We start from the raw sequence: 20,880 nt of genomic DNA, 5'->3' as shown, positions 1-20,880 counted from the left end.
CATGGGTCTGGACGCGATCAAGGCGGGCCTGCCGGAGTACGCCAAGGACATCCGGCTCAACCTCGGCTCCACCATCACCACCTCGACGCTGAAGCCGGAGCAGGCCTGGGGCACCGCCCTGGCCTGCGCGGTGGCGGCCCGCAACCCGGTGGTGCTGCGGGAGATCGCCGCCGAGGCGGCCGGTCACCTCACGCCCGAGGCGGTCACGGCGGCCAAGGGCGCGGCCGCGGTGATGGCGATGAACAACGTCTACTACCGGGCCAAGCACCTGATCGGCGACGAGCAGTACGCGTCGCTGCCGGCCCGGCTGCGGATGCAGATCATCGCCCGGCCCGGCGTGGAGAAGACCGACTTCGAGCTGTGGTGCCTCGCCGTCTCGGCGATCACCGGCTGCGGCGTCTGCCTGGAGTCGCACGAGAAGACGCTGCGCGCCGCCGGGTTCAGCCGTGAGCAGGTGCACGAGGGGCTGCGGATCGCCGCCGTCGTACACGCCGCCGCGGTGACCCTGGACGCGGAGGCCGCCCTGGCCTGACCCACCGGCCCGCGCGGCCCGACCGGTCACCGCGCGGCTGACGGCCCGAGGGTCCGGCGTCACCACCGTGGCGCCGGCCCCTCGGCGTCGGCGGGTCGGCCGCCGGCGGGTTGGCGCCCGGACAGGGTGGGTAACCGTCCCGACTGACGACGGCGCCGCGACGGCCGCGGCCCTGGGGACGGGAGGCGGCACATGGACGGACTGGACCCACGCAGCACGCACGGCGGCACCGAGCCGATCCTCGACGACGGCCGGGGCGCGGTCGCCGGGGGCGCTCCGGCGGGCGCCTTCGACCCGTGGCGCTACCGCGACGAGGCGGGCGTCGCGAGCGCCGACCTGACCGGCTACAAGGTCGAGGCCACCGACGGCGCCATCGGCAAGATCGACCGGGCGAGCCACGAGGTGGACGACAGCTACCTGGTCGTGGACACCGGGCCGTGGATCTTCGGCAAGAAGGTGATGCTCCCGGCCGGCACCGTGAACCACGTCGACCACGACGCCCGCACCGTGCACGTCGACCGGGAGAAGGACCAGATCAAGGCCGCCCCGGAGTACGACGAGTCCAGCCACGCCGACCCGGGCTACCGGGACCGGCTCGGCGGCTACTACGGCGAGAGCCACTCGGCGCTGCCGCCGGACGTACCGCCGCGCATCTGACAGCTCGGCGACGGCCGGCGGGGACGTGCTGACGCCCGCCGGCCGTTACCGTGTCGGGTGTGGACGCCCCGCAGAGCCCCTTCCCCACCCTGTTCAACTTCCGCGACGTCGGTGGGTACGCCGCTCGCGACGGGCGCACCGTGCGTCGCGGCCGCCTCTACCGCTCCGACTCGCTGCACCGCATCGACGAGACCGACCGGAGCGCGTTCACCGCGCTCGGCATCCGCACGGTGATCGACCTGCGCCGGCCGTCAGAGGTGGAACGCGACGGCCGGGTGCCCGCCTACGACGGGCTGGCCTACCGGCACATCCACCCCGAGCACGCCGACTGGGGCGCGAAGCGGTTCGGTGACTCCGGCGTCAGCCTGGCCCGCTACCTGGCCGACCGGTACGCCGACCTGGCACGCACCGGCACGGCGGGGCTCGCCGAGGCGGTCGGGCTGATCGCCGACAGCGCCAACGCGCCGGTGGTGGTGCACTGCGTCGCCGGGAAGGACCGCACCGGCATCGTCTGCGCGCTCACGCTCTCCGTGCTCGGGGTGCCCGACGAGGACGTGGTGGCCGACTACGCGCTCAGCACCGCCGCGTCGCGGCGCTTCACCGAATGGGTCCGCGCCACGCTGCCGGACGCGGAGGAACCACCGCCGCCGTTCCTGGAGTCACCGGCCGAGACGATGGAGCTGTTCCTCGCCGAGTTGCGCACCGGCTACGGCTCCGTCGAGGGCTACCTGGCCCACGCCGGCGTCACCGAGACGCAGCTGGAGTCCCTCCGCACCCACCTGCTGGACTGACCGCCGCGCCGCCCCGACCCTGCCCAGCGGTGATCAAGGAGTTGGTGTCCTCGTCCGCGCCGGAACCGGACGCAAACTCCTTGATCACCGCGGGAGGACAGTCAGAGGACGCGGGTGACCCAGCCGTGCCGGTCCTCGGCGCGGCCGCGCTGGATGTCCACCAGCTTCTGCCGCAACGCCGTGGTGGCCCGGCCCGGCTCGCCGCCGCCGATGAGGAACTCGCCGTCCGGGAAGCGCACGCCGCCGATCGGGGTGATCACGGCGGCGGTGCCGCAGGCGAACACCTCACGCAGCCGCCCGCTCGCGGCGTCCGCCTGCCAGTCGTCGAAGCTGACCGGCGCCTCCCGCACCTCGTGCCCGGCCTCGGCGGCCAGGGTGAGGATCGCGTCGCGGGTGATGCCCGGCAGGATCGTGCCGCCCAGCGGCGGGGTGACGATGCTGCCGTCGTCGTAGACGAAGAAGACGTTCATGCCGCCCAGCTCGTCGACGTACCGCCGCTGCACCGCGTCCAGGAACACCACCTGGTCGCAGCCCGCCTCGATCGCCTCGGCCTGCGCCGCCAGCGAGGCGGCGTAGTTGCCGCCGCACTTGGCCGCGCCGGTGCCGCCGGGCGCGGCCCGGGTGTAGTCCGGCGAGACCCACACCGTCACCGGCTTCACGCCGCCGGCGAAGTACGCGCCGGCCGGCGAGGCGATCACGCAGTAGAGGTATTCGTTCGCCGGGCGGACGCCGAGGAACACCTCGCTGGCGAACATGAACGGACGCAGGTAGAGGCTGGCGTCCTCGTGCTCCGGGATCCACGCCTGGTCGATCTCGACCAGGCGGCGCAGCGAATCCACGAACGCCGCCTCCGGCAGCTCCGGCATGGCCAGCCGGCGGGCCGACGCGACGAACCGGGCCGCGTTGGCCTCCGGGCGGAACATCGTCACCGCGTCACCGGTGCGGTACGCCTTCAGCCCTTCGAAGATCTCCTGCGCGTAGTGCAGCACCGCCGCGGCCGGGTCCATCGGGATCGGCGCGCGCGCCTCCAGTCGGGCGTCGTACCAGCCCTTGCCCTCGGCGTAGCGGATCGTGACCATGTGATCGGTGAAGACCCGGCCGAAGCCCGGGTTCGCCAGCAGGGCGGCCCGGTCGGCGGCGGATACCGGCGCGGGATTCGGACGGATCTCAAAATCGAGCATGTCACCACCGCTCATCGCGCTGACCTCCCTGCGGGTTCCCGGCGTGCGGGATCGCACGCCGACGTCACTGGTGCCAGAAACTTACCCCGAACGGTCGTTCAGCGGATAGCGCCGCCCCGGCGGACGCGACGCGCCGGACGGTCGGGGTGGGCCCGGTGACGGGTCTGGCGGCCCGGTACCGGGCCGCCAGGAGGGTCGGCCCGGTCAGGCTACGGCGTACGCGGCGAGCCGGTCGCCGACCTCCTCGGTGCGCAGCGATGCCCCCGGCGTACGCCCCGCCAGCTCGGTGCCGACCGCGGCGGTGACCCGGGCGGCGGCGTCGGCGTGGCCGAGCTGGTCCAGCAGCAGCGCGGCGGACAGCACCGCGGCGACCGGGTCGGCGACGCCCTGGCCGGCGATGTCCGGCGCCGAGCCGTGCACCGGCTCGAACATCGACGGGTAGCGCCCCTCGGGGTTGATGCAGCCGCTGGCCGCCAGCCCGATGCCACCGGTCACGGCGGCGGCGATGTCGGTGAGGATGTCGCCGAAGAGGTTGTCGGTGACCACCACGTCGTAGCGGGACGGGTTGGTCACCAGGAACATCGCGGCGGCGTCGATGTGCTGGTATTCCGTGGTCACATCCGGGTGCTCGGCGGCCACCGCGGCGAAGGCGCGCGCCCAGAGCGACCCGGCGTGGGTGAGCACGTTCGTCTTGTGCACGAGCGTGACCTTGCGGCGCTCCCGGCGGCCGGCGCGGGCGAACGCGTCGCGGATCACCCGCTCGACGCCGTGCCGGGTGTTCAGGCTCTCCTCGGTGGCCACCTCGGCCGGGGTGTCCCGGTGCAGCGCGCCGCCGGCGCCCGCGTACAGCCCTTCGGTGCCCTCGCGGACCACCACGAGGTCGACCTCGCCGGGCTTGACCGCGGCGAGCGGACCGGCCACGCCGGGCCAGAGCCGGGACGGGCGCAGGTTGACGTACTGGTCGAAGGCGAACCGCAGTTTGAGCAGCAGACCGCGCTCCAGCACACCCGGCGGCACGGTCGGGTCGCCCACCGCGCCGAGCAGGATGGCGTCGTGACCGGCCAGCTCGTCGAGGACGGAGTCGGGCAGCACCTCGCCGGTGCGGTGATAGCGCGCCGCGCCCAGGTCGTACTCGGTGGCCTCGATCCCGGGCACCACCGCGTCGAGGACCTTGCGGGCCTGCGCGACCACCTCGGGTCCGATGCCGTCGCCGGCCACCACCGCGATGTGTGCCACCTGACGCTCCTCGTCTCGTCGTTAGGCGCCACGGTAGCCGTCGTCCCGGCTCCCGGTACGAATCGTCCACCATTCGGGAATCCTCAATCACAGGATGCTCCCAGCCGGCACTCATGGTGTGGTCATCTCCACTGCTTAGGGTCGGGTTCACCGGGTCGACGAAGCCCGGGACCGGCCACCGCCGTGACACGGCGGCGACCACGAGGGGGCAGGTGTCATGCGGATCGAGCACCGGCGGGCCCACTGGGCGGACCAACAGCCACGCACCCGCTGGGTCGACCAGTCCGCCTTCCGCCCGGTCCGCCCCGACCTGCACCTGGGCGCCAGCAGCCACCGCGTCGAGCGGCCCGGTGCCGGCGCGTCCGGCCGGATCAGCGTCCGGCACACGGTCAGCACCTCGACCGCCGACTACACGTTGCTGCTCAACGCGCCCGAGTGGCTGGGGCACCGGGTGGTCGGCGAGGCGCTGCGCGACGCCGTCGCCGAGCTGCGCGCCATCGACCTGACCTACGGCCCGAACCGGCCGGAGAGCCTGGTCTCCCGGCTGCGCCGCGACGAGATCAGCCCCGACTCGTACCCCCCGCTGGCCGACCTGGTCGACCTCTGCGCCGCCATGCGCGCCGCGACCGACGGCTGGTTCGACGCCTGGGCCGTGCCCGGCGGCTTCGACCCGGGCGGCCTGCTCGGCGGCTGGGCGGTGGAGCGGGCCGCGGCGCGGTTGCGCACCGCCGGCATCGACGACTACGCCGTGCTCAGCGGCGCCGACCTGACGGTACGCGGGCGCGCGGCGCACGGCGGGCCGTGGCGCGTCGCGGTGCACCACCCCACCGACACCAGGCGTACGCCGGTCGTGCTGGAGATGACGTCGGGCGCGGTGGGCACCTCCGGTGTCACCGGGCGGCGGGGGCACGTCGTCGACCCGCACACCGGCGAGCCGACCGATCGCCTGTCGGCCGCCACCGTGATCGGTCCGGACCTGGCCGTCGCCGACGCCTACGCCACCGCCCTGTACGCCGCCGGACCGGCCGGGCTGGCCTGGTTCCGCCACGACTGCGAATACCGGCCGCTGTTCGCGCACCACCGGCGCTGATCTGCTGCCTGCCCGCACGACACCGGCGGGGAGCGCGATCGGCCCCCACGGTCTCGGCAACGACCGTGAGGGCCGGTCAGCGACGAGTGCGCGTGGCTCGCGCAATCGAGGGGTGCGGGCCGAGGGGCCGGGTGCCCGGCCGCGCCACCCGAAGACGGGCCGGGAATCGACTCAGCGGTAACCGCACCGGTACGCTAGCGAATCGACGCAACTCGACGCAAGAGTCTCCACAGCGGACGCCGGGTGAACGAAGTCGCGGATCAGCGGTGAACGCACGGTGGGGCAGAGGTGACGGGCGCGGGCCCGGGATGGCACGCTGTCCGCCGTGAGTTTCGATCTGAGCGTGTGGGCCCTGTCGAACGGGGCGACACCGGAGCAGGTGCGGGCGGCGGCGCAGCAGTGCCGCGAGGGCTGGCACGGCAGGCAGCAACCCGACCCGAGGTTGGTCGCGTTCTACCGGGAGATCACGGCGAGCTACCCCGACGGTCCGGCCCGGCCGGGCACGCCGTGGGAGGCGCCGCTGCACACGGCCGCCGACCACATCGAGATGAACCTGAACCCGGCCTGCCCCGATCAGGTCCTGCTGGACATCGAGCGGCTGGCCGGCGAGCACGACCTGATGCTCTTCGACGCCCAGGACGGTTCGGTCTACCCGCCACCGGCCCGCGTCCGTTCCTGACCCACGGGGACGACGAAGGGCCCGGCCGATCCGGCCGGGCCCCGATCTGTCCTGTCCGGACTACACGTCGCGCAGGTCGGCCGCGCTGGCCGCGACCGCCCCGATCGAGTCGGCGGCGGAGGTGAGCAGGTCGGCGCCGAGCGCCTGGTCGACGGTGAGCGTCATCAGCGTCTCGCCACCGGCCTCGCGGCGGGCCACCTGCATGGCGGCGATGTTGACGCCGGCCTCGCCGAGCAGCGTGCCGACGGTGCCGACCACGCCGGGCCGGTCGGCGTAGCGCAGGAAGACCAGGATGCCCTCCGCGCCGATCTCCACGTCGAAACCGTCCACCTCGGTCAGCTTGAACACGTCGCGGGTCCCGGTGTGCGCCACAGTGCCGGAGACGCGGACGGTACGCCCGTCCGGCAGCGCCCCGCGCACGGTCACCAGGTTCGGGTGGTCCACGGTCTCGCCCGGCGTGGCGAGCGTGACCTCGACGCCCCGCTCGGCGGCCAGGTGCGGCGCGTTGACGTAGGTGACCTGCTCCTCCACCACGGAGCTGAACAGCCCCTTGGTCGCGGCGAGCTTGAGCACCGACACGTCGTGGGCGGCGATCTCACCGCGCACCTCGACGGTGACGCTGGCGGCCACCCCGCCGGCCAGGGCGGTGAACGCCCGGCCCAGCCGCTCGGCCAGCGGCAGCAGCGGACGGACGTCCTCGGCGACCACGCCGCCGGCCTGCACGTTCACCGCGTCCGGGACGAACTCGCCCTGCAGCGCCAGCTTGACGCTCTTTGCCACCGCGAGACCGGCCTTGTCCTGCGCCTCGTTCGTGGAGGCGCCCAGGTGCGGGGTGGCCACCACGTTGTCGAAGGCGAACAGCGGCGAGGAGGTGCACGGCTCCTTGGCGTACACGTCGACGCCGGCACCGGCGACCCGGCCCTCGGCGATCGCGTCGGCGAGCGCCTGCTCGTCGACCAGACCGCCCCGGGCGGCGTTGACGATCCGGACGCCCGGCTTGACGATCGCCAGCTCCTTCTCGCCGATCAGGCCCACCGTCTCCGGCGTCTTGGGCAGGTGGATCGAGATGAAGTCGCTCTCCCGCAGCAGCTCCTCCAGCCCGACCAGGCGGACGCCGAGCTGGGCGGCGCGGGCCGGCTGGATGTACGGGTCGTACGCGATCAGCCGGGTGCCGAACGCGGCGATGCGCTGCGCGAACAGCACGCCGATGCGGCCGAGGCCGACCACGCCCACGGTCTTGCCCTGGATCTCGACGCCGGTGTACTTGGACCGCTTCCACTCCCCCGCCTTGAGCGCGGCGCTGGCGCTGGCGGTGTTGCGGGCCACTGCCAGCAGCAGCGCGACCGCCTGCTCGGCGGCGGAGACGATGTTCGAGGTGGGCGCGTTGACGACCATGACGCCCCGCGCGGTGGCGGCCGGCACCTCGACGTTGTCCAGGCCGACGCCGGCCCGCGCGACCACCTTCAGCCGCGGCGCGGCGGCGATCGCCTCGGCGTCGATCTGGGTGGCGCTGCGTACGATCACCGCGTCCGCCTCGGAGAGGGCGGAGAGCAGGGCGGGGCGGTCGGTGCCGTCCACGTGGCGCACGTCGAAGTCGTACGCGAGCACCTCGATGGCGGCGGGGGCGAGTTCTTCGGCGATCAGTACGACAGGATTCATCGGTCCTCGTAGACGCTCGGTAATGGTTCGGCCTGGGACGCCGGGGCGCCGCACTGCGCCCTGCGCCGATCCGTGCCACGGCCGTCGGGTGCGCTCGGGCACCACACCAAGGATGGTAGGTGGCCGCCCGCCCGGCGTGTCCCGGACTGCGGGGTGAGGGCCCTCACACAGGCCCGTCGCACGCCTGTCATCCCCCGTTCACCGGGGACGGCACGGCACGAGGTGTTACTCACCGTGTCCCAGCACGTGAACGGATGCGGCCCGCGGTCCGACGCCGGGGAGAGCGTCGGGCCACGGGCCGCACGGGGGAGAAAATCAGGCGGTCTCGGTGATCGGCCGGTCGACCCAGCTCATCATGCCGCGCAGCTTCTGCCCGGTCTCCTCGATCGGGTGCGCCGCGCCCTCGGCCCGCCACTTGGCGAAGTTCGGCCGGCCGGCCTCGTCCTCGGCCACCCACTCGCGGGCGAACTCGCCGGACTGGATCTCCCCGAGGATCTTGCGCATCTCGTCCTTGACCCGCGAGTCGATGACGCGCGGGCCCCGGGACAGGTCGCCGTACTCGGCGGTGTCGGAGATGCTGTAGCGCATCCGGGCGATGCCGCCCTCGTACATCAGGTCGACGATCAGCTTCAGCTCGTGCAGGCACTCGAAGTAGGCCACCTCGGGCGCGTAGCCGGCCTCGGTGAGCACCTCGAACCCGGTCTGCACCAGCGCCGCCGCGCCACCGCACAGCACCGCCTGCTCGCCGAACAGGTCGGTCTCGGTCTCCTCGGTGAACGTGGTCCGGATCGCGCCGGCCCGGGTGCCGCCGATCGCCTTGGCGTACGCCAGGGCCAGACCGAACGCGTTGCCGCTGGCGTCCTGCTCGACCGCGACCAGGCACGGCACGCCCTTGCCGTCGACGTACTGGCGGCGGACCAGGTGACCGGGGCCCTTCGGGGCGACCATCGCCACGTCCACGTCGGCCGGGGGCGTGATCAGGCCGTACCGGATGTTGAAGCCGTGCCCGAAGAACAGCGCCTTGCCGGCGGCCAGGTTCGGCGCGATGGCCTCGGCGTACAGGCCACGCTGGGCGGTGTCCGGCGCCAGGATCATGATCACGTCGGCCTCGGCCGCCGCCTCGGCGGGCGTGAGCACCCGCAGGCCCTGCTCCTCGGCCTTCGGCCGGCTCTTAGACCCGGCGGGCAGGCCGATCACCACGTCGACGCCGGAGTCGCGCAGCGACAGCGCGTGCGCGTGGCCCTGGCTGCCGTACCCGATCACGGCGACCTTGCGGCCCTGGATCAGGCCCAGGTCGGCGTCGTCGTCGTAGAACACCTCAACGCTCATTGACTTCCCTTTCGTACGGCGGTGCCCGTCGGCCCGTCGAAAAACTTGTGGGTACGGATCAGGCGGCGCGCAGGGACGGTCCGGCGGTGATGGCCCGCGAACCCCGCCCGATCGCCACGGTGCCGGACTGGACCATCTCCTTGATGCCGAACGGCTCCAGGTCGCGCAGCAGCGCGTCGAGCTTGTCCGGTGTGCCGGTGGCCTCGATGGTCAGCGTGTCCGGCGCGACGTCGACCACCCGCGCGCGGAACAGGCCGACCGTCTCCAGCACCTGGGCGCGGGCCGCGCGGTCCGCGCGGACCTTGACCAGCAGCAGCTCGCGCGCCACCGACACCTGCGGGTCCAGTTCCACGATCTTGAGTACGTTGACCAGCTTGTTGAGCTGCTTGGTCACCTGCTCCAGCGGCGAGGACTCGGCGTTGACCACGATGGTGATGCGGGAGACGTCCGGGTTCTCGGTCTCGCCCACGGCGAGGCTGTCGATGTTGAACCCGCGCCGGGAGAACAGCCCGGAGACCCGGGCCAGGACACCCGGCTTGTTCTCCACCAGCACGGACAGCGTGTGCATAGTCATTTAGAGTTCGTCCTCGTCGAACGCGGGGCGCACACCCCTGGCGAACATGATCTCGTCGTTGCTGGTGCCGGCGGCGACCATCGGCCACACCATCGCGTCCTTGCCGACCACGAAGTCGATGACCACCGGCGCGTCGTTGATCGCCATGGCCGCCTCGATGGTCTTGTCCACGTCGGCGGCGTTCTCGCAGCGCAGCCCGACGCAGCCGAGCGCCTCGGCGAGCTTGACGAAGTCCGGGATGCGGTGCTTGTGCGTGCCCAGTTCGGTGTTGGAGTAGCGCTCCCCGTAGAACAGGGTCTGCCACTGCCGCACCATGCCCAGGTTGCCGTTGTTGATCACGGCGACCTTGATCGGGATGCCCTCCAGCGCGCAGGTGGCCAGCTCCTGGTTGGTCATCTGGAAGCAGCCGTCACCGTCGACCGCCCACACTGTGGTTTCCGGCTTGCCGACCTTCGCGCCCATCGCGGCCGGGACGGCGTAGCCCATGGTGCCCAGGCCGCCGGAGTTGAGCCAGGTGTGCGGCTTCTCGTACGAGATGAACTGGCTGGCCCACATCTGGTGCTGGCCGACGCCCGCCACGTAGATCGCGTCCGGGCCGGCGATCTCGCCCAGCCGCTTGATCACGTGCTGCGGGGAGAGGGTGCCGTCGGCCGGCTCCTCGAAGCCCAGCGGGTACCGCTCGCGCAGGTCGTCGAGCTGGGCCCACCAGTCGGTCAGGTCCACCGACGGGTGGGCGGCCTGCTCGGCGGTGACCGCCGCGATCAGCTCGTCGATCACGTGCCGCGCGTCACCCACGATCGGGACGTCGGCGTGCCGGTTCTTGCCGATCTCGGCCGGGTCGATGTCGGCGTGCACCACCGTCGCGTCCGGCGCGAACGAGTCCAGCCTGCCGGTCACCCGGTCGTCGAAGCGGGCGCCCAGCGCCACGATCAGGTCGGCCTTCTGCAGGCCGTACACAGCGGCGACGGTGCCGTGCATGCCGGGCATGCCCAGGTGCTGGCGGTGCGAGTCGGGGAACGCGCCCAGCGCCATCAGGGTGGTGACCACCGGGATGCCGGTCTGCTCGGCCAGCTTGCGCAGCCCTTCGGTGGCGTCGGCCTTGAGCACACCGCCGCCGACGTAGAGGACCGGACGGCGGGCGCCGGTCATCAGCCGGGCCGCCTCGCGGATCTGCTTGCCGTGCGGGTGCAGCGTGGGCCGGTAGCCGGGCAGGTCGAGCGTGGGCGGCCAGGAGAAGGTCGCCGGCGCCTGGAGCACGTCCTTGGGGATGTCGACGAGGACCGGGCCGGGGCGGCCGGTCGCGGCCAGGTGGAACGCCTCGGCCAGCACCCGGGGGATCTCGTCGGCGGTCTGCACCAGGAAGTTGTGCTTGGTGACCGGCAGCGTGATGCCCTGGATGTCCGCCTCCTGGAAGGCGTCGGTGCCGATCGACGGCCGGGCCACCTGCCCGGTGATCGCCACCATCGGCACCGAGTCCATGTACGCGTCGGCGATCGGGGTGACCAGGTTCGTCGCGCCCGGTCCGGAGGTGGCGATGCACACACCGACCCGGCCGGTGGCCTGCGCGTACCCGGTGGCGGCGTGCCCGGCGCCCTGCTCGTGGCGGACCAGGATGTGCCGGACCGTGGAGTCGTAGAGCGGGTCGTAGGCGGGCAGGATCGCGCCACCCGGAATGCCGAAGACCACGTCGACGCCGAGCGCCTCGAGCGACCGCACGAGCGAACCGGCGCCCGAGACCTGCGCGGTGGCGGTCTCCCGTACGGGCGTCTCGGCGTGCGCGGCCGCCGGAACGGCACGGCCGGGGCGGGCGGCGGGGTCGGAGTCACCGGCCGCGCCGGTGCCGGAGCGGGCCCGGCGGGCGGAGTGGGCGAGGGTCTCTGGCGTGGGTCTCGTCATGGCGGTTCAAAGCCTTCGGAAGTGAGTGGGTGACGCGCTTCTCAGGATGGGACGCGGAGGTCCCTCGGTGGTCCGACGGCAACAAAAAAGCCCTCGTGCAGGTTGCACGGGGCCAGCGCACTCTCGGTGGGAGAGTGCGCTCAGGTAAGTACTCGCGGCGACCGGTTCGACGACATGCGGCTAAGCCTGACGCATCTCACGCGATGAGTCAACTGATCCCACATTCTGGTTCACGGACGTGGGCGTGTCGCCCGCCGGCACCCCCTCCGCGCCCGGTGCCACCTGCGAAGATCCCCCCATCGGGGGACGCGGGGCGGGTGGGTTGTCGCGCAGCCGGGGTAACAGCGGAGACGGGGTGCGCGCCGGCGGGGCGGGCGGCGCCGGCGGCATCGCCGTGTGCCGGTTACCGGGCGCCGTCGCCGCCTCCAGCATCGCCTCCAGGTGCTCGGCCGGTACGCCCCAGCCGAACAGCGCGCCCTGACCGAACCGGCAGCCGGCGGCCACGACCGCGGCCAGCTCGGCCGGGTTGGTGACGCCCTCGGCGATCACCTCCAGCCCGAGCTGGTGGCCCAGGCGCATGACGATGTCGACCATCGGGGCGAACGCCGGGCCGTCCCGGCCGACCGGCCGGACCGGCTCGTGCTCGGCCACCAGACTGTGATCGATCTTGAGGATGTCGATCGGCAGCCGCCGGAGCTGGCCGAGCGACGAGTAACCGGCGCCGAAGTCGTCCAGCGCGATCCGCACGCCGGTCAGCCGCAGCGCGGTGAGCCGCCGGATCAGCTCGTCCACGTCGGTGGCGACGGCATGCTCGGTCACCTCCAGCACCAGCCGTTGCGGCGGTACGTGGTGCGCGCGCAGCGCGTCGGCGACCTGGACCACGTACTCCGGGGCGTGCAGCTCGCGCGGTGAGACGTTCACCGACACCCAGACGTCGTGCCCGTCGGCCAGCCAGCGGGAGAGCTGGTAGCAGGCCTGGTGCAGCACCCACGCGCCGAGCTTGGCGATCATCCCGCACTCCTCGGCGAGCGGGATGAACTCGTCCGGCCGCACGTTGCCCAGCTCGGGGTGCCGCCAGCGCAGCAGCGCCTCCGCGCCGACCGGCCGCACCGACGGCAGCGAGGCCACCGGCTGGAAGACCAGCCGCAGCTCGTCGCGCTCGATCGCGCCGCGCAGCTCGTGCTCCATCCGGGTACGCCGGCTCAGCAACTGGTCGTACGTGGCGTCGTAGCGCTCGATCCGGTTCTTGCCCCGCTGCTTGGCGTAGCGCAGCGCCAGGTCGGCGTTGCGCAGCAGCAGCTCGACGTCCTGCTCCCCCTGGCCGGCGGCCACCCCGATGCTCACCGAGAGGAAGACCGGCCCGTCCCCCTGCTCGTACGGACGGCCGAGCACCCCGAGCAGGCGGTCGGCGACCGGGCCCGGATCGGCCGGCCCGGGCATCAGCACCGCGAACTCGTCGCCACCGAGCCGGGCGGCCAGGTCACCCGGGCGCAGGTTGCCCCGCAGCCGCCGCCCCACCTCGATCAGCACCGCGTCGCCCACGTCGTGCCCGCGCATGTCGTTGACGTTCTTGAAGCCGTCCAGGTCGAGCCCGAGCAGCACGCACGGGCGGCCCGACTCGGCGCAGCGGTGCAGGGCACGCAGCAGCCCGCGCCGGTTCGCCAGCCCGGTGAGCGGGTCGGTGTGCGCCAGCTCGCGGAAGTGCGCCTCCCGCTCGGCCAGCCGGATGGCGTAGCCGCGTACGTCGCCGAGAGCGAGATACTGCCGGGTCACCAGGGCGAAGCCCTCGACGGTGCCGGCCACGATGGCGTACCCGTCGAATCCGCCGCCCTGCACCAGGTGGTACATCGCGGAGGCGGCCATGGCGAACATCGGCACGAAGGCGTACTCGCCGTCGCGGCGGATGAAGTCGACGTCGAGCTGCGTCAGGTCGGCACGGCGCCCGGCGACGGCGGTGGCCAGCAGGCCGGCGGCGGTCAGCACGGCGCCGGTGAGCACCGTGCCCGGGCCGGCCTGGCAGAGCCCGGCGGCCACCGCCAGCCCACCGGCCGCCACCGCTGTCGCCCCGGCGGCGAGCAGCGTCAGCCACCCGCGCCGCGGCGCGACCCGCAGCACGACGATCACGGTGAGCCCGATGGTGAGCGCCGCGCTCACAGTGGCCAGCACGATCGGCAGGCAGGCGACCGGGGTGGCGTCACCGAGCAGCCGGGTCGGCTCGCTGACCGCCACCCAGCCGACGAACCAGAGCGCGCTACCCATGATCAGGCCGTCGAGCAGCAGCCGGGCGGTGGCGGCCCGGGTCGCGGTGGCGCCGGGCAGCCGCAGCACGGCGGCGCCGAGACCGAGCGCGGCGAGCGTCGTGCCGACGGCGACGAGGACCGCCCACGCGGTCCGCTGGCCCTGCCGGTGCGCCCAGTGGTCACCGGCGGCCAGCAGGCCGCCGAGGCCGATCAGCAGGCTGAGCAGGGCCGCCCCGGCGGCGCACGCCAGCAGCAGGTGGGCCGGCCCGCGAGGGCCGGTGCGGCGCCGCGCGGACACGGCGAGCAGCACCGTGGCGGCGGTCGCGGCGACCCCGCTCAGCGCCGCGACGGTGACCATCCCCGGGGACGACTGCACGGGTCAACTCTGCCGGATGAGCGCCTCTTGTGGGGCACCGGGTGTGCAACTGTTGGGACACAGGGCGCGCGCCGCCGGATCGCCGCGCGGATGGTGTCAGACTTGTCCTCATGCCTGAGCTGCGGTCGAGGACCTCCACCCACGGTCGGACGATGGCCGGCGCCCGGGCCCTCTGGCGGGCCACCGGGATGACCGACGACGACTTCGGCAAGCCGATCGTCGCCATCGCGAACAGTTTCACCCAGTTCGTACCCGGTCACGTCCACCTCAAGGACCTCGGCGGCCTGGTCGCCGACGCGGTGGCCGAGGCCGGCGGCGTCGGCCGGGAGTTCAACACCATCGCCGTGGACGACGGCATCGCCATGGGCCACGGCGGCATGCTCTACTCGCTGCCCAGCCGGGAGCTGATCGCCGACGCGGTGGAGTACATGGTCAACGCGCACTGCGCGGACGCCCTGGTCTGCATCTCCAACTGCGACAAGATCACCCCGGGCATGCTCCTGGCCGCGCTGCGCCTCAACATCCCGACCGTCTTCGTCTCCGGCGGCCCGATGGAGGCCGGCAAGACGGTGGCGATCGAGGGCGTCGTCCACTCCAAGATCGACCTGATCGACGCCATGATCGCCTCCTCGAACGAGGCGGTCACCGACGACCAGCTCGGCGAGATCGAGCGCTCCGCGTGCCCGACCTGCGGCTCCTGCTCCGGCATGTTCACCGCCAACTCGATGAACTGCCTCACCGAGGCGATCGGCCTGGCGCTGCCCGGCAACGGCTCGACGCTGGCCACCCACGCCGCGCGGCGGTCGCTGTTCGTCGAGGCCGGGCGCACGATCGTGGAGATCGCCAAGCAGTGGTACGAGAACGACGACGCCTCGGTGCTGCCGCGCTCGATCGCCGGCCGGGAGGCGTTCGAGAACGCGATCGCCCTCGACGTGGCCATGGGCGGCTCGACGAACACCGTGCTGCACCTGCTCGCCGCCGCCCGCGAGGCGGAGCTGGACTTCGGCGTGGCCGACATCGACGCGATCTCCCGCCGGGTGCCGTGCCTGGCCAAGGTCGCCCCGAACTCGCCGAACTACCACATGGAGGACGTGCACCGGGCCGGCGGCATCCCGGCCATCCTCGGCGAACTGGACCGCGCCGGGCTGCTGCACCGCGACGTGCGGTCGGTGCACTCCCCCAGCCTCGACAAGTGGCTGGCCGACTGGGACGTGCGCGGCGGCGCGGCCCGGCCCGAGGCGATCGAGCTGTTCCACGCCGCCCCGGGCGGCGTGCGCACCACCGAGCCGTTCTCCACCACCAACCGCTGGTCGTCGCTGGACACCGACGCGGCCGGCGGCTGCATCCGCGACGGGGAGCACGCGTACAGCGCGGACGGCGGCCTGGCCATCCTGCACGGCAACCTCGCGCCGGCCGGCTGCGTGGTGAAGACCGCCGGTGTGCCCGAGGAGTGCCTGACGTTCCGCGGCCCGGCCAAGGTCTACGAGTCGCAGGACGACGCGGTCACCGCGATCCTCGCCAAGGAGATCGTCGCCGGGGACGTGGTGGTGATCCGGTACGAGGGCCCGAAGGGCGGCCCCGGCATGCAGGAGATGCTCTACCCCACCTCGTTCCTCAAGGGCCGAGGGCTGGGCCGCTCCTGCGCGCTGCTGACCGACGGCCGGTTCTCCGGCGGCACCTCCGGCCTGTCCATCGGGCACGTCTCCCCGGAGGCGGCCTCCGGTGGGCTGATCGCGCTGGTGCGCGACGGCGACGAGATCGTCATCGACATCCCGGGCCGGTCGATCGAGCTGAACGTGCCCGCCGACGAGCTGGAGGCACGCCGGGTCGCCGAGGAGAAGCGGGACCGCCCGTACACCCCGCTCGACAGGCAGCGCCCGGTGTCGGCGGCGCTGCGCGCGTACGCGTCGATGGCGACCTCGGCCAGCGACGGCGCCTACCGCCGCGTCCCCGAGTGACGTAAGGAAGGGCCCCCTATTAACGCCTCCGGTAGAGGAGGGGGCCCTTCTTAACGCCCGCGCGCCGGTAACGTCCGGCGGCGTGGAGACGACGGTGAGCTACGCGCGACTGGTCCGGCCGGCGATCGACCGGGTGTACGTGGGCACCCGCTGGGCAGCCCGTGCCCGGATGGAGGCGTTCTACGCCGAGCGGGGCTGCACACTCGGCGCGGAGAACAGCTTCTTCTCCGGAGTGCTGGCCCGCCCGATGCCCGCCGAGGCGCTGACCGACGGCCTGATCTACACCTCCGGCAGCATGGACGAGGAGCTGGCGCGGGGCGTCGTCGTCCGGGACGACGAGGGCGCGTGGCACCTCACCGACCTGGGCCGGGAGCTGACGCTGTTCGCGCAGCGGGCCACCGGCGAGGCCGCCGAGGAACTGTGGGCCATGCTGCCCGGGGTGCTGCCCGGCCTGGGCATCGTGCCCCGGCTCACCGAGCTGGTCGGCCGGGTGCTGGCGCATGCGCAGGCCACCGGCGGGCCGGTGTTCCGGGCGATGTCCCCGCCGTACGAGCCGGAGGACGCCTCCCCGGCGCTGCTGCTCGTCACCCGGCTGGGATCGTTGCGGCACCACCGCGCGGACGCGCACCGGGCCGCGTGGCGGGCCGCCGGGCTGACCGCCGACGAGATCCGGGCGCTGCCGGACGGGCCGCACCGCGCGGCGATCGAGGCGGACACCGATCGCCGCGACGAGCCCGCGTACGCGATCCTCACCGAGGCCGAGCGGTGGGAGCTGCTGGCCGGCCTCGCCGCCCTGCCGAACTAGCGCCGGCCGGTGGAACGTCATGGGTGTCACACGCGCCCGCAGACACCCATGACGTTCCACCGACGCGCACACCGCTGACGGCGGCGGGCGCGTCAAGGACGGGGCGGATCTTCCTGGGCCGGGGCGGTGCCGTCGATGGGCAGGCCGAACTCGGCAGGCGAGTTCTCGTCGGTGCCGTCCAGGTCCGCGTGCGGCTCGTCCGGGGTGACGTCGTCGGGGTCGGCGCCTCCGGCGTGCAGTTCGGACAGCTCAACCGGGTCAGTCATGTCGTCCTGGTACCCGCGCGACGCCGCCTGAACCCGCCCGGGCGTCAGCGCGGCAGGTGCCGCTCCAGGCCGTCGAAGAGCAGGTCGAGGGTGAACTCGAACTCGGTCTGGCTGTCGCACCAGCCCAGCGTCGGATCCGCCGCGTCGTGCGTCTCGGCGGCGACCATGGCGGCCAGGTGCGGCAGCTGTTCGGCCAGCGCCGTCATCTCGGCCTCCGCCGTGTCGGCCTCCCCGCCCGCGTCCGGCCGGAACACCTCCTGTGCGAAGCCGAGCGCCATACTGCCGAACGCGTGCAGCGCCCGGTGGGCGATCCGGTACGAGAAACCGCCGTCGACGAGCGTGGCGAGGATGGCGTCGTAGTAGGCGTACACCCCGGCGGGGACTGTGGGGCGGGAGCTGAGCAGCGCGGGGGCCCACGGGTGCCGCAGCATGACCGCGCGCGCGGCGAGGAAGCGCAGCCGCAGCCGGGTACGCCAGTCGCCACCGGGCGCGTCCGCCTCGGCCCGTTCGGCGGCTGAGGTGATCTCGGCGGCGACCGCGTCCACGAGGCCGTCGAGCAGTCCGGCCTTGCCGGGTAGGTGGTGGTAGAGCGACATCGCCTCGACGCCGAGTTCGGCGGCGAGCCGGCGCATGGTGAGCGCCGCCATCCCCTCGGCGTCGACCAGGGCGATCGCGCTGGCCAGTGCCCGCTCACGGCTGAGCGGTTCCCGAGGTTTCCGCGCTCCCATCCGGCTCTCCATCTCCCTTGACCTTACAACGTATGGTTGGCCTTACGACGTAAGGCAACAAGTCACGGACCGTCGATCACCCCCAAGGAGCCGCCATGCCACAGCTGATCCGTACCGCCCGGGTGACCGGGCTGTTCTACCTCGGGCTCGCCGTCACCGGCGCGCTGGGGTTCCTCACCGTCCGGCCGATGCTCTTCGACGCCGACGACGCGGGCGCGACACTGGCCAACCTGGTGGCCCACGAGTCGCTGGCCCGCGCCGGCATCGCCCTCGAACTGCTGGTCGTCCTCACCCAGGCGCTCACCGCCGTCTGGTTCCACCGCCTGTTCCGTACTGTCGACAGCACCGCCGCGGGCAGCATCGCCGCCTTCGGGCTGGTGAACGCCGTCGCGATCCTCGGCAGTGCCGCCGTGCTCGGGACGGCCCTGCGGGTCGCGACCGGCGGGCCGGGCGACGCCGACACCGTCCAGCTGCTCTACCTGGTCAGCGGGAACCTGTGGGAGGTGGGCGGCCTCTTCTTCGGCCTCTGGCTGGTGCCGATGGGCTGGTGCGTGCTCCGGTCGGGCTGGCTGCCCCGGCCGCTGGGCTGGATCCTCGTCGCCGGTGGCGTCGGCTACGTGCTCATGACGTTCGTCGCGTACCTCGCCCCCGGCGCCGGCATCGCCGGCGACCTGCTGGTGCTGCCCGCCACCGTGGGCGAGGTCTGGATCCTCGGCTACCTGATCGTCTTCGGCGTGCGGAAGCAGGCCGGGGCAGGCGCAGGCGTGCGGAAGCAGGCAGGCGCAGGCGCGCAGGAGCGGGCGGAGGTGGGCGCCGGCGCGACCGCAGCCTAGGCCGGGCTCGCGGCGAGGGCGACACCCCGGGCGTACCGGATGGCGGCCGGGGTGTCCGCGAACACCAGGCCCTCGCGGCGCAGCTCGTCGGCGACGCCGAGCGTGCTGAGCACCTGGTCGTGGCCCGGGGTGATGCCGGAGAGCAGCACGGTGATCCCCCGGGCGCGCAGCCGGGCGACGGCGTCGCCGAGCACCTGGGCGCCCGTGGCGTCGATGGTGGAGACGCGGGACATCCGCAGGATCACCACCCGCACGTCGGCCACCTCGGCCAGCTCCAGCAGGAAGGTGTGCGCGGCGGCGAAGAAGAGCGGCCCGTCCAGCCGGTACGCGACGATGTGCTCGGCGAGCAGCGCGTGCTCCTCGTCGCTGTGCTCGCCGGTGTCCAGCGGCACCTGCTCCAGCTTGGCGCTGCGGGCCACCGCGCGCAGCGCCAGCACGACCGCGACGGCGAGACCGACGACCACAGCCGTCACCAGGTCCCAGATGACAGTGACGGCGAACGTCAGCACCAGCACCACCGCGTCGGCCCGGGTGGCCCGCATCAGCGCCAGCAGGGAGGCCGCCTCCACCATCCGGATGGTGGTGGCGAGCAGCACCCCGGCCAGCGCGGCCAGCGGGATGCGCCCAACCAGCGGGGCGGCGGCGAGCACGATCGCGGCGAGGGCGACCGCATGGGTGAGCGCGGCGAGCTTCGAGGACGCCCCGGCGCGCACGTTGACAGCGGTACGGGCGATGGCGGCGGTCGCCGGGATGCCGCCGAAGACCGGGGAGGCGAGGTTGGCCAGGCCCTGGCCGAACAGTTCCCGGTCCGGGTCGTGCCGCTCGCCGACGGTCATGCCGTCCGCCACCGTCGCGGAGAGCAGGCTCTCCAGGGCGGCGAGCGCGGCCACTGCCAGGGCGCTCGGCACCAGCACGCCCAGCGCGCCGAGGTCGACGAAGTCCAGCGACGGCGCGGGCAGCCCCTGCGGCAGCTCGCCGATCCGGGCCAGGTCGATCGGGGCCAGTTCGGCGAGGATCGTCGCGGCGGCCACCCCGACCAGGGAGAACGGCACGGCGGGCCGCCACCGGCCGCCGAGCAGCATCAGCGCGGCCACGCCGAGCGCCACGACGATCGCGGCGGGCCGGGGCTGCGCGGCGAACCGGGCGACCGCGTCGGCGGCCACCGCCCACACCTTCTCGCCGTGTGCCCCGGCGACGCCGAGCGCGGCGGGCACCTGTTGCAGCGCGATCACCACGGCGATGCCGGCGGTGAAGCCCTCGATCACCGGGGCGGGCAGGTAGCGGACGTACCGGCCGAGGCGGGCCAGCGCGAGCGCGATCAGGATCAGCCCGGCCAGCGCGCCGACCATCAGCACGCCACCGGCGCCGAACTGCTGCACCACCGGCACGAGCACGACTGTCATCGCCCCGGTGGGGCCGGAGACCTGGAGGTTGGAGCCGCCGAAGACGGCCGCGACCGCTCCGGCGACGACCGCGGTGACCAGGCCGGCCTGCGCGCCGAGCCCGGAGGTGACGCCGAAGGCGAGCGCCAGGGGCAGCGCCACCACGGCGACGGTGAGCCCGGCGAGCAGGTCGCGCCGGGGTGAGCGGCGCACGGCGGCCCAGTCGGCCCGGCCGGGCAGCAGCCCACGGAACAGCCGGCCCGCCTGCCGGAGGACGTCTCTCGCGCGGAGGACCGCCGCCGCGCTCACCGGTCCGTCCCGGAGGCCCGCAGCTCGTCGAGCAGGGCGTCCCGGTCGGTGAGGACCGCGCCGAGGATGCGCCGCCCGGCGGCGAGCAGGTCGGCCACGTCGGGGGTGCTGAGCGCGTACATCACCAGCGGACCGTCCCGGTACGAGGTGACCATGCCGGCCCGGCGCAGCACGGCGAGCTGCTGCGAGAGGTTCGACGCCTCCACGTCGATGGCGGCGAGCAGGTCGCGTACCGGCAACGGCCCGTCCTGGAGCAGTTCGAGCACCCGGATGCGGACCGGGTGCCCGAGGGTCCGGAACAACTCCGCCTTGGCCTGGTACAGCGGCACCGACATGACACACCTCCGACGACTCTGAAG

The 20,880-nt window shown here is 73.4% G+C and carries 19 protein-coding genes; 8 read left to right on the top strand and 11 right to left on the bottom strand.

Annotated elements, in window-relative coordinates; all coding sequences use genetic code 11:
* Position 1 precedes the first annotated feature (1 nt).
* The 3 genes from AB0B20_RS01220 (at position 2) to AB0B20_RS01210 (ending at position 1,980) form a co-directional block, all read left to right on the top strand.
* Positions 2-532 carry a carboxymuconolactone decarboxylase family protein gene (locus tag AB0B20_RS01220; RefSeq protein WP_357467158.1) on the top strand — a complete coding sequence of 177 codons (531 nt, stop codon included), beginning with the start codon at positions 2-4 and terminating at the stop codon, positions 530-532.
* Between the two features lie 192 nt (positions 533-724).
* Positions 725-1,189: a PRC-barrel domain containing protein gene (locus AB0B20_RS01215; protein ID WP_357388178.1), complete on the top strand. Its 465-nt coding sequence runs from the start codon at positions 725-727 to the stop codon at positions 1,187-1,189.
* A 50-nt stretch (positions 1,190-1,239) separates the two neighbouring features.
* Positions 1,240-1,980: a tyrosine-protein phosphatase gene (locus AB0B20_RS01210; protein WP_357467140.1), complete on the top strand. Its 741-nt coding sequence runs from the start codon at positions 1,240-1,242 to the stop codon at positions 1,978-1,980.
* A gap of 101 nt (positions 1,981-2,081) precedes the next feature.
* Here the strand turns inward: AB0B20_RS01210 and AB0B20_RS01205 are convergent, their stop codons facing one another.
* Both AB0B20_RS01205 and AB0B20_RS01200 read right to left on the bottom strand, forming a co-directional pair.
* Positions 2,082-3,176, bottom strand: coding sequence for a branched-chain amino acid aminotransferase (locus AB0B20_RS01205; protein ID WP_357388182.1), 1,095 nt, complete (start codon positions 3,174-3,176; stop codon positions 2,082-2,084).
* Between the two features lie 189 nt (positions 3,177-3,365).
* Positions 3,366-4,397: a 3-isopropylmalate dehydrogenase gene (locus tag AB0B20_RS01200; protein ID WP_357388184.1), complete on the bottom strand. Its 1,032-nt coding sequence runs from the start codon at positions 4,395-4,397 to the stop codon at positions 3,366-3,368.
* Between the two features lie 217 nt (positions 4,398-4,614).
* Here AB0B20_RS01200 and AB0B20_RS01195 point away from each other — a divergent pair, with 217 nt between their 5' ends.
* Both AB0B20_RS01195 and AB0B20_RS01190 read left to right on the top strand, forming a co-directional pair.
* The gene (locus AB0B20_RS01195) at positions 4,615-5,487 is read left to right on the top strand and encodes an FAD:protein FMN transferase (RefSeq protein WP_357388186.1); all 873 of its coding nucleotides are present in this window, start codon (positions 4,615-4,617) and stop codon (positions 5,485-5,487) included.
* 325 nt (positions 5,488-5,812) lie between these two features.
* Positions 5,813-6,166 carry a hypothetical protein gene (locus AB0B20_RS01190; RefSeq protein WP_357388188.1) on the top strand — a complete coding sequence of 118 codons (354 nt, stop codon included), beginning with the start codon at positions 5,813-5,815 and terminating at the stop codon, positions 6,164-6,166.
* Between the two features lie 60 nt (positions 6,167-6,226).
* Here AB0B20_RS01190 and serA read toward each other — a convergent pair whose 3' ends face one another.
* The 5 genes from serA to AB0B20_RS01165 all read right to left on the bottom strand — a co-directional run bounded on the left by serA (position 6,227) and on the right by AB0B20_RS01165 (position 14,240).
* Positions 6,227-7,825: a phosphoglycerate dehydrogenase gene (gene serA, locus AB0B20_RS01185; RefSeq protein WP_357388190.1), complete on the bottom strand. Its 1,599-nt coding sequence runs from the start codon at positions 7,823-7,825 to the stop codon at positions 6,227-6,229.
* Positions 7,826-8,140: 315 nt separating this feature from the next.
* Positions 8,141-9,154: a ketol-acid reductoisomerase gene (ilvC, locus tag AB0B20_RS01180; protein ID WP_357388192.1), complete on the bottom strand. Its 1,014-nt coding sequence runs from the start codon at positions 9,152-9,154 to the stop codon at positions 8,141-8,143.
* A gap of 58 nt (positions 9,155-9,212) precedes the next feature.
* Complete coding sequence (ilvN, locus tag AB0B20_RS01175) at positions 9,213-9,728, bottom strand: acetolactate synthase small subunit (protein WP_357388194.1); 516 nt, start codon at positions 9,726-9,728, stop codon at positions 9,213-9,215.
* Positions 9,729-11,624, bottom strand: coding sequence for an acetolactate synthase large subunit (locus AB0B20_RS01170; protein WP_357388196.1), 1,896 nt, complete (start codon positions 11,622-11,624; stop codon positions 9,729-9,731).
* A gap of 180 nt (positions 11,625-11,804) precedes the next feature.
* On the bottom strand, positions 11,805-14,240 hold the full coding sequence (locus AB0B20_RS01165; protein ID WP_357467135.1) for a bifunctional diguanylate cyclase/phosphodiesterase: 2,436 nt from the start codon (positions 14,238-14,240) through the stop codon (positions 11,805-11,807).
* A 110-nt stretch (positions 14,241-14,350) separates the two neighbouring features.
* Here AB0B20_RS01165 and ilvD point away from each other — a divergent pair, with 110 nt between their 5' ends.
* Positions 14,351-16,198, top strand: coding sequence for a dihydroxy-acid dehydratase (gene ilvD, locus AB0B20_RS01160; protein WP_357388200.1), 1,848 nt, complete (start codon positions 14,351-14,353; stop codon positions 16,196-16,198).
* Positions 16,199-16,280: 82 nt separating this feature from the next.
* Positions 16,281-17,003, top strand: coding sequence for a hypothetical protein (locus AB0B20_RS01155; RefSeq protein WP_357467132.1), 723 nt, complete (start codon positions 16,281-16,283; stop codon positions 17,001-17,003).
* Positions 17,004-17,095: 92 nt separating this feature from the next.
* Here the strand turns inward: AB0B20_RS01155 and AB0B20_RS01150 are convergent, their stop codons facing one another.
* Positions 17,096-17,269, bottom strand: coding sequence for a hypothetical protein (locus AB0B20_RS01150; RefSeq protein WP_357388203.1), 174 nt, complete (start codon positions 17,267-17,269; stop codon positions 17,096-17,098).
* A gap of 44 nt (positions 17,270-17,313) precedes the next feature.
* Entirely contained in the window at positions 17,314-18,009 is a 696-nt protein-coding gene (locus AB0B20_RS01145) for a TetR/AcrR family transcriptional regulator C-terminal domain-containing protein (protein WP_357388205.1), read from the bottom strand.
* Between the two features lie 83 nt (positions 18,010-18,092).
* On the opposite strand from AB0B20_RS01145, the gene AB0B20_RS01140 reads away from it, so the two are divergent.
* Positions 18,093-18,830, top strand: coding sequence for a DUF4386 domain-containing protein (locus tag AB0B20_RS01140; protein ID WP_357467128.1), 738 nt, complete (start codon positions 18,093-18,095; stop codon positions 18,828-18,830).
* Here AB0B20_RS01140 and AB0B20_RS01135 read toward each other — a convergent pair.
* Together AB0B20_RS01135 and AB0B20_RS01130 are read right to left on the bottom strand one after the other, a co-directional pair.
* Positions 18,827-20,521 carry a SulP family inorganic anion transporter gene (locus tag AB0B20_RS01135; protein ID WP_357467125.1) on the bottom strand — a complete coding sequence of 565 codons (1,695 nt, stop codon included), beginning with the start codon at positions 20,519-20,521 and terminating at the stop codon, positions 18,827-18,829. The genes AB0B20_RS01140 and AB0B20_RS01135 overlap by 4 nt on opposite strands.
* Positions 20,518-20,856 (bottom strand): metalloregulator ArsR/SmtB family transcription factor, encoded by a 339-nt coding sequence (locus tag AB0B20_RS01130; protein WP_091419334.1) that lies wholly within the window; start codon positions 20,854-20,856, stop codon positions 20,518-20,520. Before AB0B20_RS01130 ends, AB0B20_RS01135 begins: the two co-directional genes overlap by 4 nt.
* Between the last annotated feature and the right edge of the window lie 24 nt (positions 20,857-20,880).

This window comes from Micromonospora sp. NPDC049151 (genome assembly GCF_040648395.1).
Classification (GTDB): Bacteria; Actinomycetota; Actinomycetes; order Mycobacteriales; family Micromonosporaceae; genus Micromonospora.
Note: the sequence above shows the minus strand (reverse complement) of the source record. Positions and strands in the feature narration are given on the sequence as shown.

Excerpts from the sequence above, each read along its gene's own strand:
- AB0B20_RS01220 (WP_357467158.1), top strand. The coding sequence starts at position 2 with ATGGGTCTGGACGCGATCAAGGCGGGCCTGCCGGAGTACGCCAAGGAC.
- AB0B20_RS01215 (WP_357388178.1), top strand. The coding sequence starts at position 725 with ATGGACGGACTGGACCCACGCAGCACGCACGGCGGCACCGAGCCGATC.
- AB0B20_RS01205 (WP_357388182.1), bottom strand. The coding sequence starts at position 3,176 with ATGAGCGGTGGTGACATGCTCGATTTTGAGATCCGTCCGAATCCCGCG.
- AB0B20_RS01195 (WP_357388186.1), top strand. The coding sequence starts at position 4,615 with ATGCGGATCGAGCACCGGCGGGCCCACTGGGCGGACCAACAGCCACGC.
- serA (WP_357388190.1), bottom strand. The coding sequence starts at position 7,825 with ATGAATCCTGTCGTACTGATCGCCGAAGAACTCGCCCCCGCCGCCATC.
- ilvC (WP_357388192.1), bottom strand. The coding sequence starts at position 9,154 with ATGAGCGTTGAGGTGTTCTACGACGACGACGCCGACCTGGGCCTGATC.
- ilvN (WP_357388194.1), bottom strand. The coding sequence starts at position 9,728 with ATGACTATGCACACGCTGTCCGTGCTGGTGGAGAACAAGCCGGGTGTC.
- AB0B20_RS01170 (WP_357388196.1), bottom strand. The coding sequence starts at position 11,624 with ATGACGAGACCCACGCCAGAGACCCTCGCCCACTCCGCCCGCCGGGCC.
- ilvD (WP_357388200.1), top strand. The coding sequence starts at position 14,351 with ATGCCTGAGCTGCGGTCGAGGACCTCCACCCACGGTCGGACGATGGCC.
- AB0B20_RS01150 (WP_357388203.1), bottom strand. The coding sequence starts at position 17,269 with ATGACTGACCCGGTTGAGCTGTCCGAACTGCACGCCGGAGGCGCCGAC.
- AB0B20_RS01145 (WP_357388205.1), bottom strand. The coding sequence starts at position 18,009 with ATGGAGAGCCGGATGGGAGCGCGGAAACCTCGGGAACCGCTCAGCCGT.
- AB0B20_RS01140 (WP_357467128.1), top strand. The coding sequence starts at position 18,093 with ATGCCACAGCTGATCCGTACCGCCCGGGTGACCGGGCTGTTCTACCTC.
- AB0B20_RS01130 (WP_091419334.1), bottom strand. The coding sequence starts at position 20,856 with ATGTCGGTGCCGCTGTACCAGGCCAAGGCGGAGTTGTTCCGGACCCTC.